The sequence below is a fragment of the Scytonema sp. UIC 10036 genome, assembly GCF_009725235.1.
In genome coordinates this window covers 1-15,866 of the sequence record NZ_WJFC01000006.1, presented here as the reverse complement: position 1 = coordinate 15,866, position 15,866 = coordinate 1, and the positions used below count along the sequence as shown (strand labels likewise).

Below are 15,866 nucleotides of genomic sequence, written 5' to 3'. Positions count from 1 at the left end.
GTTGATTAAACGGCAAATACTTTGAAAGCGTTAATTCAACAAAATTTTAGACCAGATAAGCTAATATTTTACAAACGATTATCAGTCGAAATCTGACAATTCGTTCTCCATAACTCGGCAGCGATTAAAATCACTCATGTTGTACATTATCCTTTTTTAAAGAAGCTAAGGTTTACGAACTCAAGCGAAGTTTTAAGATGAATCAAAATTTCCAACCAGACAAGGAGTCTTTTTCTTCCAACCAAGAGGAAGTTGAAGTACAAAAGCAAGCAAGCACCCAAAACGAAGAGACAAAACAACACAAGAGTCAAGCGATCGCTGTTATCGGTATTAGTTGTCGCTTTCCAGGAGCTAATGACTGCGAACAATTCTGGTTCAACCTGGAACAAGGAGTCAATAGCATTAACGAAATTCCTCCCGAAAGGTGGGATGTGCAGAAGTATTATTCTCTCAATCCTCAAGAGCGCAATAAAAGTATTAGTAAATGGTCTGGACTGATAGAGGCTTCAGACGAGTTCGATCCCCAATTTTTTGGAATCTCTCCTCGTGAAGCTAAAGCGATCGACCCGCAGCAGAGGTTGATGCTCGAATTGAGTTGGTCTTGTTTGGAAGACGCTGGGTATTCACCATCTCAACTATCAGGAAGTTCCGTTGGTGTTTTTATTGGAGCTTGTAATTACGATTCAATCCTTTTTTTGAACCAAGATAGAGAAAACATAGAGGGACATATTGGAACAGGAACTTGGACTTGCATGATTCCTAACCGAATTTCTTACTTCTTTGATTTTCGCGGTCCAAGTGTTCCTGTGGACACAGCTTGCTCCAGTTCACTAGTAGCGCTCCATCTAGCCATCAATGCTCTAAAAGAAAAAGAATGTGAAATAGCACTGGTGGGTGGAATTAGTGTTATGAATTTACCAACAGTATACATCCAAATGAGCCAATTAGGGATGTTGTCTCCAACAGGACAATGCCATAGTTTTGACAGCCATGCAGATGGGTATGTTAGAGGGGAAGGAGCAGGGATAATTTTATTAAAACCTCTGGCAAAAGCTATTGAGGATCGAGACCAGATCTATGGTGTGATTAAAGGGATGGCTGTGAATCATGGCGGAAAATCAAGAACTTTGACTTCTCCCAGTATTTATGCCCAAGCCCAAGTGGTACGTGCTGCGTATAGCAAAGCCAATGTCCCCCCTAATACAGTTTCCTATATTGAAGCTCATGGCACTGGGACTCCCTTGGGAGACCCAATTGAAATTAATGCTCTGAAACGAAGTTTCAAACAACTCTATCAAGAGTATAAACTGCCAAGGTCTGCAAAACACTATTGTGGTCTAGGGACAGTTAAAACAAATATTGGACATTTGGAAGGAGCAGCAGGAATTGCTGGGGTGATTAAGGTTCTCTTGGCAATGAAGCACAAAAAATTGCCCAAGATTCTAAATTTTCAGCAATTAAATCCGCGTATTCAGTTAGAGAATAGCCCCTTTTATATAGTCTCTGAAACCCAAGAATGGCAACAGTTAAAAACGCCAGATGGGGAAGTCGTACCTCGGAGAGCTGGTGTAAGCTCCTTTGGAGTTGGGGGTGTTAATGCTCATGTGGTTCTTGAAGAGGCACCAGAGCCAAAAACTCAAAGGGTAACAGAAGTTGAGCGACCCTTACACATCTTAACTCTTTCGGCAAAGAATGAGTTGGCTTTGGGGGAACTGGTCAAAAAATATCAAGGATATTTGCAGTCACATCAAGAAGCATCAACGGCAAATATTTGCTTCACAGCCAATACGGGGCGTGCCCATTTTGAACAAAGATTAGCGGTAGTCGCTGAATCTAACGTTGAATTGCACAAACAACTGACAGCTTTCATGAAGGTCGATCGGATAAATGGACTGGTGAGAGGACAAGCAAGAGGCGAAAGTCCAAAAGTAGCTTTTATCTTTACGGGTGAGGGTTCCCAGGATGTCAATATGGGTTGGCAGTTATACCAAACTCAACCCACTTTTCGTCAAACTTTAGAGGAATGCGATCGCATTCTGCGACCATTACTAGAGACACCCTTATTATCAGTGCTTTATCCACAATCAACAGAACTTACAGAAAATTCCTCACTTCTAAATCGAAGCACTTACAGTCAATCGGCTCTGTTGGCAATAGAATATGCCTTGGCTCAGTTGTGGCAATCTTGGGGCATCAAACCAGATGTGGTTATGGGTTATGGTGTTGGAGAATATGTGGCAGCAACCGTCGCAGGAGTATTCAGCTTAGAAGATGGTCTGAAACTGGTTGCCACTAGGGGAAGGCAAATGGAATCTATGCCAGGGGAGTTTGAAGCCGTAGCCAAAGAAGTCACCTACAATCAGCCTCAGATACCCATAATCTCTAATTTTACTGGACAAAAGGCAACACCAGAAATCGCCACCCCTGAATATTGGATAGACCATGTCGGGCAACCCGTGTATTTTGCTCAAAGTATGCAAATCCTGCATCAGTCAGGATATGAACTGTTCTTGGAAATAGGACCAAAGCCAATACTCTTGGAAATGGTTCGTCAATTGTTGCCAGAGAATGTGGGATTATGGTTGCCTTCATTAAACCCGCCTCAAGAAGATTGGCAACAGATGCTCTCCAGTTTAGGGCAGTTGTATGTGAAAGGGGTGAAGGTGGATTGGTCAAGGTTTGACCAAGATTATCCCCGTTATAAAGTAGCACTGCCTACTTATCCATTTCAAAGACAACGCTACCGACTGGAAGCTTGTGCAAATGGACATCAAAAAGGTATCCTAGAAAATAGCCTAAATCCAATAGCTGAAATACTGAGTCAAATTGATACAGATAAGTTGCTAGAGGAGCTAAACTTTTCGGAAGAATTGACAGAACAAGAGCAAAAATTGCTACCTAAACTTTTGAAAATTTTAACGACTCGAACTCAAAAATTTGGTCAATCTTCAGAACAATACTCAGGCATTTTACAGCAACTTGAGAAAACTCCAACCAGAGAACGCCTGCAACTAATGCTACATTACCTACAAGGTGTAGTTGGTGAACTGTTAGGGTTTGATGACTCCCAAATCCCAGATTCACAGTTGGGGTTCTTTGATATGGGCATGAACCATACGATGATGCTGGAACTCAAGAATCTGTTAGAGAGAAGTTTCGGCTGTTCAATTTCAGTCACAACATTATCTGAGCACTATAACATTCAAGATCTGGCTAAGTATTTAATAACAAAAATTTTTGTAGGGGAACTAGAGGAAAAATATGAAATTGATAAATATGAGAAGAAACAAACTATTGTAGAGACTGAACTCAAACCACTATGTGAAGATGCGATCGCGAATGCCATTAAAGAGGAATTAATTGCAACGGCTCTTCAAGACGAACTTAAAGAAATTCAACTTCTACTTAACCAAGAAATCTAAAATGACCAATATTTCACAAACAGAACAACAAGCGGTTTCCTCTCAAGAAGTGCTTCAAACTATTAAAGAGATGCGAAATAGACTTGAAGCAGTCAACAAAGAAAAAACTGAACCAATCGCTATTATTGGTATAGGTTGTCGGTTTCCTGGTAATGCAAATGACCCTTCCTCATTCTGGCGTTTATTACACGAAGGGCTCGATGCTGTAACAGAAGTACCTTCTGGTCGATGGGATGTTGATGCCTACTACGATCCAAACCCTGAAGCTCAAGGGAAAACCTACACCAAACAAGGTGGCTTCATCCAACAAGTGGATCGGTTCGATCCCTTATTTTTTGGTATTTCCCCCAGGGAAACAGCGAGTTTAGACCCCCAACAAAGACTGCTTTTAGAAGTCACCTGGGAAGCCCTAGAAAACGCAGGACAAACACCAGCAAAACTCAGGCACAGTCAAACAGGTGTATATGTGGGCATTTGCACAGACGACTATGGCCAACGGTTTCAAGATTTTGAGAAACTCTCCTCAATGGATGTCCATTCTGGCACGGGTAACTCCCGCAGTATGGCTGTAGGTCGCATTTCTCACTTCCTTGGCTTACAAGGACCAAATATTCAGTTAGATACTGCTTGTTCCTCTTCTTTATTAACCGTACATCTAGCTTGCCAGAGTTTGCGTTTAAAAGAATGCAATCTCGCCCTCGCAGGCGGAGTCAATCTGATTCTATCGCCATTAAGCACTATCGGTCGTTGCAGCTTGAAAGCATTAGCTCCAGATGGTCGCTGCAAAACTTTTGATGCCGCAGCAGATGGTTACGGGCAGGGGGAAGGATGTGGGATGGTAGTCCTAAAGCGTCTCAGTGATGCCATAGCAGATGGGGATTCAATTTTAGCGGTGATTCGAGGTTCGGCTACCAACCACGACGGACCTAGTAGCGGTCTGACAGTTCCCAACAAGATGGCTCAGAAAGAAGTGATTCAGCAAGCACTACAAAATGCCAGAGTAGAGCCGAATCAGGTGAGCTACGTCGAAGCTCACGGGACAGGAACATCCCTTGGAGACCCCATTGAGCTAGAGTCTTTAGCAGCAGTTTATGGTAAAAACCGTCCTCACAATCAACCCTTGGTAGTTGGTTCAGTAAAAACAAATGTCGGGCATTTGGAAGCAGCAGCAGGAATCTCAGCTTTGATTAAGGTGGTTTTATCGCTTCAGAATCAAGAAATACCGCCCCATTTGCACCTTAAAAAACCCAATCCCCATATCCCTTGGCATCAACTTCCTCTAGTCGTTCCCACTTCAGCAATCCCCTGGCATCAAGGCAATCAACCTAGGAAAGCAGGTATCAGTGCCTTCGGAATTAGTGGTACAAACGTACATATGATTCTAGAAGAAGCGCCAGAACAAGTCAAAACTGAAAAGTCTTTAGAGCGTACATCACACATACTAGCGCTTTCAGCGAAAACTCAAAAAGCTCTTGAAGAACTCGTTAATAGTTATTCCAATCATCTAAAAAATTATCCAGAATTAGCACTAGAAGACATTTGCCACACCGCAAATACAGGGCGAGCTCATTTTAATTATCGACTAGCATTGATGACCTCTGATAAAGCTGAACTTGCTACAAAACTCAGCAACCTGACAGCATGTAAAGAGGTGACAGGACTATTTTCTGGTCAAATCCCCAACAGCACGAGCTTGCCCAAAATAGCTTTTCTCTTTACGGGTCAGGGTTCTCAGTATGTCAACATGGGTTTGGAGTTGTACCAGACTCAACCCACCTTTCGGAAAACCCTAGAACAATGCAACGAAATTCTACGACCACTACTAGACAAGCCCTTGTTAGAAGTGCTTTATCCACAGGAAACAGCACAAGGAGAAAATACCTCACTTCTAGATCGAACTGCCTACACTCAAAGTGCCTTATTTGCAGTAGAATATGCCTTGGCTCAGTTGTGGCAGTCTTGGGGCATCAAACCAGACGTGGTCATGGGTCATAGTGTAGGTGAATATGTGGCAGCAGCTGTAGCAGGAGTATTCAGCCTAGAAGAAGGGCTGAAACTGATTGCGACCAGGGGAAGGTTAATGCAGCAGTTGCCTAGTGGCGGAGAGATGGTGTCAGTGTTAGCATCAGAGGCGCAGGTGCGCTCGGCGATCGCATCTTATGCAGGCAAGGTAGCAATCGCAGCCATCAACGGTCCCGACAGCATTGTGATTTCCGGTGTTGGTGAAGCCATCCAAGCAATTTGTAGCAGTTTGGCAGAGATGGGAATCAAGACCAAACCCCTACAAGTGTCTCATGCCTTCCACTCCCCTCTCATGGAACCCATGCTTGCGGAGTTTGAAGTCGTAGCCAAAGAAATCACCTACACTCAACCGCGAATTCCGTTAATTTCTAATGTTACCGGACAACAGGCAACACCTGAAATTGCTACCCCAGAGTATTGGATCGATCATGTCCAGCAACCCGTGCTTTTTGCTCAGAGTATGCAAACCGTGCATAGCGAAGGATATAAACTGTTTTTAGAAATTGGACCAAAGCCAACACTCCTGGGAATGGGTCGTCAATGTTTGCCAGAAGACGTAGGCACCTGGCTGCCTTCGTTACGTCCGCCTCAACAAGATTGGCAACAAATGCTTTCAAGTTTAGGGCAATTATACACACAAGGAGTAGCAGTAGACTGGTCAGGATTTGACCGAGATTATCCCCGTTGTAAAGTAGCACTGCCAACCTATCCGTTTCAAAGGCAACGCTATTGGTGGGAAGTGGAAGAAAACAACGATAAAACTGTTTCAACACCAATTGTCAACTTGCTGAACCAAGGAGCAACCGAGGAGTTAGCTCAGGAATTAGAACTAGCAGGGGAACTGACCGCACAAGAGCGACAATTACTGCCAAAGTTACTCGAACTTCTGGTTAAAAGACAGCAAAATTATCTGGAATTCAAAGGGGGTATAGTTCACGAATATTACAATGCCGTAGCAATCTTGGGTCAAGAGCAAGCAGGAAATCAGGCAGATGCAAGATCGGAATCAGCATTCTTAACTTTTGGTTTATTCCCGGACAAAGTTCCCGGTTTTTCTTGGATTAAATGTCTTACAGAGGCGAATCAAGAACAATCTCGTCAGATGATTGTTGAGTCTCAAAAAGATTTGAGAAAATTATTGTTTGCTCAAGTAGATTTCTCATCTTGTCAAAAAGTTTTAGACTTTGGCTGCGGATATGCTTCCGATTTAATTCAGCTAGCTCAAAAGTATGAGCATCTGCAATTGAATGGATACACAATTTCCAGCGAACAAGCAAAACTGGGGAGCACAAAAGTAGCAGAAAAGCAACTACAAGAACGAGTAAAAATCTTTAATCGAGATAGTGCCAAAGATGAATTTCCCGATCGCTATGATTTGGTATTCGGGTTTGAGGTAGCCCACCACATTCTGGATAAAAAGTCATTATTTACTAATATCGGCAATCATTTAAACCAACAGGGATATTTGGTGTTAGCAGATTTCATCTCTAACAGCGAATTTACCATCGATCATCAAGAAACATCTTCCTACTTTATTACTAAATCGGAGTGGGTAGAGTTACTCTCTCAACATCAACTCCAGTTAGTAGCAGCCATTGATGTGAGTCCGGAAATATCTAACTTTTTGTACGATCCAGACTTTGAGCAACGTTTGGAACAGTTGTATCAAAAAAATCGCGACGAAAACGTTAAAGCAGGGTTCAAATCTTACTATCAATTAGGGAAAGTTCTCAGCAAGGGAATAGCCAGCTATGTATTGCTAACAGCGCAAAAGCAACAGCAGTTATCCAAAGAGAAAATTGCTGAGTGGAATCAGCAAATGCTAGCTCAACTGTCATCTTACTCAGAGGTAACACCACAGCGCTGGCTCTACGAATTAGAATGGCAACCCCAGAAACAATCAACTCCAGAAGAACAAAAGCAAAAACAGACAACAGGGAACTGGTTGCTGTTTATAGAACCTGGTGCTGTGGCAGAAGAATTAGTGAAAAAATTGGGTGAAGAATGTATTTTAGTATCTCCTGGTTTAAGTTATCAGCAGATAGACAACAAACACTACCAACTTAACCCCACTGTTCCAGAAGAATTTAAACGTTTGTTGGGTGAAATCACTTCTCAAAACTCACAACTTCAGGGAATTGTTCATCTGTGGGCTGTGCCAACAACTAACAGTCAGTTAGAAAAAGCCATAGAATATGGTTGTGCCAGTCTGCTGCATCTGGTGCAAGCCTTGGTACAGACCCAACAGCAACAGGTAGCGCCTCTGTGGGTAGTTACCCAAGGTGCGGTGAGTGTAGGTACAGACCATGAAGCAGTGCAAGTGCAACAGACACCAGTGTGGGGATTAGGTCGGGTAGTAGCTCTCGAACATCCAGAACTGCAATGTCGGTTACTCGATTTGGAACCAAACACCAAAGAAGAAGGACTGGTACAACTGCTATATCAAGAACTTATCTCAAAAGACGACGAAAACCAGATTGCTTACCGTCAGGGAGAACGTCGGGTAGCGCGACTTGTGCGCCAACAAAAGCAGACAACCACCGAACAGCAGCAAGAAATTATCATTACCCCTGAAGGCAGTTACCTCATTACTGGTGGACTGGGAGCTTTAGGACTACAGCTGGCTAAGTGGCTAGCAGATAAGGGCGCTAAACATTTGGTCTTGACTGGGCGACGGAAACCCTCAGAGAAAGCACAACAAACCATCACCCAACTAGAGGAAGCCGGAGTAGAAGTCTCAGTGCTGTTGGGAGATGTCTCTGTCAAACAAGATGCAGCCAGCATTTTGGAAAAGGTTCAAGCATCCCTACCGCCATTGCAAGGTGTGATTCACGCAGCAGGAGTTTTGGATGATGGGGTTTTACAGCAGATGAACTGGGAACGGTTTACGAAAGTGATGGCTCCGAAAGTTCAAGGAGCATGGCATCTGCACCAATTAACCCAAGAGTTGCCTTTGGACTTCTTTGTGTGTTTCTCCTCAGCAGCATCTCTGTTAGGTTCCACTGGTCAAGGTAATTATGCAGCGGCTAACGCTTTTCTAGATGGCTTGGCTTCTCATCGTCGGGCACTAGGTTTGCCCGGATTGAGCGTGAACTGGGGAGCTTGGGGAGAAGGAGGCATGGCAGCCCGTTTGGCAGATCAGTTCCAAAGCCGGATTCGCTCTCTGGGTATGAGTAGCATTCCGCCGGAGGAAGGTTTGCAAATTTTGGATCGGTTGTTGGGTCAATCAGCGACTTTAGTAGGGGTATTTCCCGTGAACTGGTCTCAGTTTGCAAAACAATTGCCACCAGGGATGAAGATGCCTGTATTGGAAGCATTTATTGATTCCCAGTCTGTAGCAAAAGAAACTCAGACCAACGAGTTTTTGCTAAAACTAAAGGCAGCTCGGGCTAGCGATCGCCCCCAACTTATGACGAATTATCTCCAAGGTGTCGTGGGTCAGTTATTAGGATTCCCTGACTCTCAAATGCTAGACCCACAGCTAGGATTTTTTGATATGGGGATGGATTCTTTGCTGGCTTTAGAGTTAAGGAATTTGCTACAGACCAATTTGGGTTGTGTGCTTTCTGCAACAGTTTTGTTTGAATTTTCCAATATTCAAGACTTTGCCGAACATTTAATTACGAAAATTTTTGGAAGTATAGATGTTCTAGAAGGGGAACTGTGAATTTAATTGAGTTTTTGCAGGATCTTGCCATCCAAGGTTGGGAATTATGGAGTGAGGGTGAAAAGCTGCGTTATCGCACTTCCAAGGGAGAATTAACTTCTTCAGTATTAACCCAACTGAAGCAGCACAAATCAGAAATCCTAGAGTTGCTACGCGATCGCCCAGATATTTTTAATGTTGATTCCGTAAATGTGGAGCAGCTAACTGCTAGTCCGCATCAAAATAGGAGAGTTGTTTCCCCTTCTCCTCTGGTTCCAATTCAGTCGAGAGGCTCCAAGGTGCCGATCTTTTGCGTACACCCTTATACTGGCCTAGTTATTTGCTACCATGAGTTAGCCCGATTGTTGGGTAGCGATCGACCCTTCTACGGATTGAAATCGCTGGGTATAGAAGAGGGAGAGGAGCCACTCACGCGGGTGGAAGATATGGCTACCCTTTACCTAAGGGCTGTACGGGAAGTCCAGCCCCACGGTCCATACATCTTAATGGGCTGGTCTTTCGGTGGCATCGTGGCTTTGCAAATGGCTCACGAGCTGAAAACCCAAGGCGAGCAGGTCCCTTTTTTAGGATTGCTGGATACTTATACACCGTCTCATCTGCCCGAGCAGTCAATACTATCCCAAAAAGTTGTTATAGAAGGGGAAACACTTTCAATCTCGTTGGAAGAGTTACGAAGAATGCCTATTAAGCAGCAAGCAGTCTTGATTTGCGAGCAGTTCAAACAAGCAGACCTGATTCCTTCTGAAGTCGAACGTTTACTACGAGTTCAATCGCTCAACTGCGAAGCAATGCGTAATTACTCGCCACCACTTTACTCAGGTAGGAGCGTTCTGTTTCGGGCAGAAAAAGGAGTGTTGAGCTTCTCCCAAAATGTTTCTGCGTTGGAACCAACTTTGGGTTGGGAAGAGGCGATCGCTAATATTGAGTTACACGTTATTCCAGGCTATCACGAATATATGGTTGACCAACCTAATGTGAGTATCCTCGCTCAGAAGCTAAAAGACTGCATTGAGCAAGCTCTCAGTAGCAATGAACAGTAACTCATCTAAGCTCTTCTCCATTTCAGATGTATGACTGCATAAACGGACTATTACTTTCATGTCTCAAATCATTACAGAACTTACTGGTGTGCCTAGCACTATGCTCTTGACCCTTAGGGGACGAGCTGATGAACAACTTCATCCTCATCCTCTTTTTCAAGACCCACTAGCTGTTGAGTGGAGCAAACTCTTGCCTTGGGATAACGGGCTAGAAGCAATTTATAGCAAATCAAAGCTCAATCAAATTAGCTTTGCTGTACGAGCTTACCATCATGACCAAATAGCATCTCGTCATATTGCTAATCATTCCAATCCTGTTGTCGTGGAATTGGGGGCTGGATTATCTACTCGGTTTCACCGCATCGGGGAGAAAAGTTATCGTTGGCTGGAACTGGATTTGCCTGTAGTAACTGAACTACGCCATAAGTTAGATACACAGACACAGCAGCACCAGTTTATTAGTGCTTCAGTGATGGATTTTGACTGGATGAGTGCTGTGCCCGATGTAGCACCTGAAAACATTTTATTTATTGCAGAAGGCTTACTGCCCTACTTTAAGGTCAATGAGGTGCAGCACTTAGTCTCTCAAATGCGTTCTCGGTTTTCAGGTGCTTCATTAGTATTGGACATTTTAGGCAATTATGCAAAGGTGGGTAGTAAGGTTTTTAGTCAAATTGGAGCATCCCATCAGTGGTATGTCAAGAATGAACAAGAGGTGACAGCGATGGGATTGCATCTAGTCAATGTCTGGTCTCTATATCAGCTATATCCAGAGCGTTGGCCCTGGCTAGTAAGATTGGTGTTAAAATTACTTACTCAACTGTCTTATTTTCGTAATGCTTATTTGATTCTTGAAACCAAGTTATAAGAAGGTTGTTAACCACTTACACAGTAGTATCCCAGTAACTAAAGTTTGACTGTACTTCACTCCAACTGACTTCGATAATACCGGGTTTGGAAGCGTTTGTGTTCATCCCCCAAGGATTGAAAAGGGTAAATTTTTGGGTAGAAGCGTCATAACCTACAAGTGAGTAAGCGTGACCGGCTACTATATTTGCTGCCACTCCATTAGTTTTTGAACCAAATCCAACAAGTTGTCCGGAATTGAAGGCATTGATAATTGAGTTACAGTCAATAGCTTTCCCCAGCGCAGCTTTTTTGCCAGTGATTTGTGCAAAAGCATCACTCATGTACCCTCCTTTACCAATACCTTCGTAAGTATTGGTATTGTTTTGATAAATCCATCCCGATTCGTTTAATTGAGCATAAGCTTTTTCCGCAAAAGCAACCCATAATTCATTCCCACCATTGCTGTAGTGACTGCCTTTACTTGCATAAACAAAAGCTCCAGAGGTATCAGTGGGTAAATATCTGTCTACTGTAACGTAGTCTGCAACTCCATTTCGCCAAAAGCGTATTGTAAAGGTATTGTCACCATTGTCAATGAACATGCTTTCTATTGTATTGAGGGTACGAGAGGCTGTTGATGCCAGCCCTGCTAGGAAATAGCAGTCATTCATACCGCCTTGTTTTATGTCCTCGTAACTAACACCATTTTGGAACAAAGAGCCACTTGCATACTGATAGGTGTAAGAGGTTTGCGGGCGATCGCTCCCATAAAACCACTTGTTAATTAAGTTTTCTAGTTGAACATCGCTACTACCAGCAACCAAATTGCCTAAAGAATTTCCTTGATACTTTTGATTAGCAGTGTCATTGTTTGCAACTTTGTTAGATAACACTCTAACGTGTTCGGATATTTTTATGTAAGAGGTATTACCTATCAATGTACGGATATCTGCTAGTTCAGTGGCATCCACCACATTCCCATCTTTTGACTCGCGAAGAATAGAGACCATATCGTTGCGATCTAACAAACCATCACCAAAACGTGACCTTGTTGCCGAACGTATGACTTCATCTTGAATATTTTGGTCGAACCAATCTGATGCTGCTCCAACCTTGAAGGTTGTTTGCGTACTTTGAGTGCTATTACCCAGTTTGTCATAAGCTTTTGCTTGTAACTGGTAAATACCGCTAGATAGGCTATTCAGAGAGTATGTAAAACTGCCGTAACGACTGTCAGCGTTATCAACAGTAAACTGTACGGCGTCACTAATATCTTGCCAATTACTCCCATCTTTTTGCAACCAAAAGTCAACTCGTGCCAAGTCATTTGCACCGTTAGGATCGAAAACCCTAGTATTGGTGAGATTGACTGTCTCGCCAGCTTCATAAGAGCCTTTATAAGTGTTGAATTGTAGGGATTGTGGAGCTTCATTTTTAAAAGCTTTTAAGTTATAACTGGTATTTGCACTTCCAACACGAGAAACTTGAATGTAATAAGTGCCTGCACCTACAGTAATACCTAAAGATTCATCCGTGTTGTGACGGTTGTGTGAACCTGCAATAGTTGAACCATTGCCATCGAGCAACTGTAAATCTGCATTTGCTGAAAGACTATCAAGACTTAGACTCAGACTACTACTACCACTGAGGCTAAAACTATAGCAATCATCTGGATTGCGCCGACCTAATGAGCCTGCAAAAGTTTGGTTGCTTGCAGTAAGATTTATACTTAAAGACGTGTTAAGGCTATGACTGGTAAAATCGTTTTGCATAAAATATATGTGTCCTATTGCCGCAGAGATTTGGTAGACACACCAATCAGAACCTAAGCTAGGCTAAGGTTTCACAAAAAGCTTAATGCGTGAGATTGAAGGTATGTTATTTAATAATGCTTGTTGAAACTTTAAAACAGCCACGCTAAAAGCACGTATTTTTTTTAACAAAAAAATCTTTTCTTTTCAGTACAAACACTTTTACCAGTGACCACCGATCGGTGGTCACTGGTCATTGGTCATTGGTCATTGTCAAGCACCCATCCCAATAGCTAATGCTCTACGTACCGCAGCACCAGCATTCACAAAACCGTGACCGTAATATTTGTCATGACCGGGAGTACCCAAATCGTAAGCTGTTTGCGACAAAATTTCCTTGATTTGGAAAGCAGACAGGTTCTTGTTAACACTCCAAAGTAATCCAGCAATTCCAGTCACGTGTGGTACGGCGGCTGAAGTTCCGTTAAAGTTGGAGTTAAAACCAAACTCGAATGCAGAAGATGTGCTTTGTTGAGTGCCATTAGCGGCAATGACTTCACCAGGTGCCATAATGGTTAGCTCTGTGCCACCATTAGAACTCCACCAGTTAATGTAGGAAATACGTTCTCCCAAGTTTTTTGGATTACCATAGTAGTCTTTACGTCCCCAAGAAGCACCTACTGCTATGGCGTTTTTGTATTGAGCTAAAATTGCCGGTTCTGTAAGAGTGTCTGCTCCAGTGTTACCAGATGCAAAGACAAATAAAACGTTTTGGTTATTAACAACCAGTTGCTCCAGTAGGGTCGAGTATCCTCCAGTTAAGCTAAAGTTAATCACCAAACGCCGATTTTCTGTATTTGCCTTACGAATCATTTCTTGCGTGGCATCTACCAAAGTAGAGTCGTGAGCGTCGCCACCCAGAACATCAATGTGAAAGACCTCGAAATTTCCAACACCACTCATTCCTACACCATTATTAATCTGGGCATTAATAACTGATTGAGTTGAAAGACCATGAGTAGTGACACCGCTAGTACTCATCTCGTCCACGTAGTTATTTGGAATATAAGTAGTAACTCCTAAATCTAAGTGAGTATTACCATTGAGAACAGGTAGACCTGTATCCTGAACTCCTACAAGAACATTTGAGTTACCTTGAGTGAAACGCCAAGCATCTTGCACATCCATCATGTGCAAGTTCCATTGCTTACTAAACATAGGGTCATTGGGTTCTACGGACAAATTAAGCTCTTTGTCTGTAAATACAACGCAGTCAATGCCTTCAAAAAGAATTTGTCTGCCATCACTCAACTCAATGCCATCAAATAAACGAGTGCCGTTACCTGGGTTATAAAGTACACCTCCGCCGCTAGTATTGGCAAGTTTTAAAGAAACTGTTGTGAAAGAAATGTTTGATAAATGCAACGAGTCTCGCTGTCCGCTACCAAAGTCAACATTGCCATTACCTAAGAATACTGAGATTCCCGGACTGGATTCATAAATAAAGGTGTTAGCTCCTAGATCTCCTCTGACAATACGTGTACCGTTGCTTGAAGTTTGAGATGTTACTGCTGTAGCAGGTGTTGGCGGGTTGCTACTAGCAGTAGGATTTGACTGTGTATTGCTAGCGCTAGAAGTGGGTATGGGAGATGTATCTTCGTTGAGAGGGGTTGCTGAAATACTTAGGGTATAGTACGTTTTACTACTGTTAGTGTCTGCATAAACCCTAACGTAATACGTGCCTGGTGATAGCTTTGTCGCTTTCGCTTTGTCTGTGTTGCCTGCACCTTTAGAACTTCCAAGGGAGATACCATTGATGTCTTGTAACTCCACATCAGCATTGGCACTTAAATCGTTGAGTTCCAGTTGAAGATTGCCAGTGAACTCAAGGTTGAATTTATAGCAGTCGCTCTCGAAACTCTCTACCCAATCGCTGAAGCTGTCAGTATAGGAATGAATTGCAATGGGTGAAGAAGTGTCATAAGTGTTACTAATAATACCTGTAGATGTTGCTGAAATACTTAGGGTGTATTCTGCAACAAAACTTTCATGTGAATAAACGCGATCGCGATCGTTTCCTGTTTCAAATTTTGTGTCAATTGACTTAAGACTTGTACTACCAAGTTGAGAAACATTAATTGCTTCATCTACATCAATTTCATTATCATTTTCAAATCGATTTGGGTCTACATCCACATCATCGCTTAAATTACAAAAGTCGTGTTTAAAACTACTACGACTATACCAACTTTTTGTGAATAATTCATTACTAAGTATATTTACGGCATCTGTAATGTGGGTCGCATTGTTTAAAATATTCGAGTTACAACTGGTCTCTAGAGAATCTGGGGATAATGTCACGGACATACTCTATGCTGCACGGGATATCTACTTACATCACAATCTTTCTTTTCCCAAAAAAAAATCTCCTTGTGTATAAATTTATCAAAATAAAATGAAAATTTTACTGGAACTTTAAAGACTATTTATGCAATTGGATAGAAATTCTTAAAAGAGACATTTATTTGTGTCTACCAACACATCCCCACATTAAACTTGCTTATGAGATAGAAATAAAGTATTTTTTTATACTATATTTCTTGACTCTATACAATTTTTGTGTGTTGTCAGTTAAATGCTTTAACAGAATTAGGGGTTGCAGCAAGCAATCCGCAAATGCACCAAATTAGATATCCTATTGGTACTTCGGCAAAAATACTTGAAAACATCAAACGTTAATGATTTCTTTACTTAATTCTGTAAATCCTTGGTTGGTTGGAGTGGGACTTAACACCTTCTTGCTTGGCTTGGCTTGGATTGCGCCTAAAAAGCTACTAACACCGACAGGATATTTTCACGCATGGTTACTTGGGACTCTGATTTGGGGAATACTAGGTTGGCAGGGATATGTAGTAGTTATGTTCTATTTTCTTGTTGGTTCTTTTGTAACCCGTGTCGGTATGGCACAAAAGGAAGCAGAAGGTATAGCGGAAAAGCGTTCTGGTGCTAGAGGTCCAGAAAACGTTTGGGGTTCAGCCCTCACTGGAGCATTATGTGCTATCGGCGTAGGTGTTATTCATTCCGGAGTTCTCCCTACTCCCTACCCCCTTTGCCC

At 42.5% G+C, this 15,866-nt stretch carries 7 protein-coding genes; 5 read left to right on the top strand and 2 right to left on the bottom strand.

The window, feature by feature from the left end; all coding sequences use genetic code 11:
* The first annotated feature begins 197 nt into the window (after positions 1-197).
* Genes F7734_RS04775 through F7734_RS04760 form a run of 4 tightly spaced genes read left to right on the top strand, consistent with a single transcriptional unit; the run spans position 198 to position 11,019 of the window.
* The gene (locus F7734_RS04775; protein ID WP_155743621.1) at positions 198-3,422 is read left to right on the top strand and encodes a type I polyketide synthase; all 3,225 of its coding nucleotides are present in this window, start codon (positions 198-200) and stop codon (positions 3,420-3,422) included.
* A 1-nt stretch (position 3,423) separates the two neighbouring features.
* Complete coding sequence (locus tag F7734_RS04770; protein WP_155743620.1) at positions 3,424-9,111, top strand: type I polyketide synthase; 5,688 nt, start codon at positions 3,424-3,426, stop codon at positions 9,109-9,111.
* Positions 9,108-10,151, top strand: a complete 1,044-nt coding sequence (locus F7734_RS04765; protein ID WP_155743619.1) for a thioesterase domain-containing protein — start codon at positions 9,108-9,110, stop codon at positions 10,149-10,151. The genes F7734_RS04770 and F7734_RS04765 overlap by 4 nt, the downstream gene beginning before the upstream one ends.
* 58 nt (positions 10,152-10,209) lie before the next feature.
* Positions 10,210-11,019 (top strand): class I SAM-dependent methyltransferase, encoded by an 810-nt coding sequence (locus F7734_RS04760; RefSeq protein WP_155743618.1) that lies wholly within the window; start codon positions 10,210-10,212, stop codon positions 11,017-11,019.
* Positions 11,020-11,035: 16 nt separating this feature from the next.
* Here F7734_RS04760 and F7734_RS04755 read toward each other — a convergent pair whose 3' ends face one another.
* Together F7734_RS04755 and F7734_RS04750 are read right to left on the bottom strand one after the other, a co-directional pair.
* Positions 11,036-12,772: a C2 family cysteine protease gene (locus tag F7734_RS04755; protein ID WP_155743617.1), complete on the bottom strand. Its 1,737-nt coding sequence runs from the start codon at positions 12,770-12,772 to the stop codon at positions 11,036-11,038.
* Positions 12,773-13,024: 252 nt separating this feature from the next.
* Entirely contained in the window at positions 13,025-15,118 is a 2,094-nt protein-coding gene (locus tag F7734_RS04750) for a S8 family serine peptidase (protein WP_155743616.1), read from the bottom strand.
* A gap of 371 nt (positions 15,119-15,489) precedes the next feature.
* Between F7734_RS04750 and F7734_RS04745 the strand changes: the two genes are divergently transcribed.
* Positions 15,490-15,866: DUF92 domain-containing protein (locus F7734_RS04745; protein ID WP_155743615.1), on the top strand; the 377-nt coding region annotated here is incomplete at its 3' end.

Coding starts and splice junctions, on each gene's coding strand:
- F7734_RS04760 (WP_155743618.1), top strand. CDS start 10,210: ATGTCTCAAATCATTACAGAACTTACTGGTGTGCCTAGCACTATGCTC.
- F7734_RS04770 (WP_155743620.1), top strand. CDS start 3,424: ATGACCAATATTTCACAAACAGAACAACAAGCGGTTTCCTCTCAAGAA.
- F7734_RS04755 (WP_155743617.1), bottom strand. CDS start 12,772: ATGCAAAACGATTTTACCAGTCATAGCCTTAACACGTCTTTAAGTATA.
- F7734_RS04775 (WP_155743621.1), top strand. CDS start 198: ATGAATCAAAATTTCCAACCAGACAAGGAGTCTTTTTCTTCCAACCAA.
- F7734_RS04750 (WP_155743616.1), bottom strand. CDS start 15,118: ATGTCCGTGACATTATCCCCAGATTCTCTAGAGACCAGTTGTAACTCG.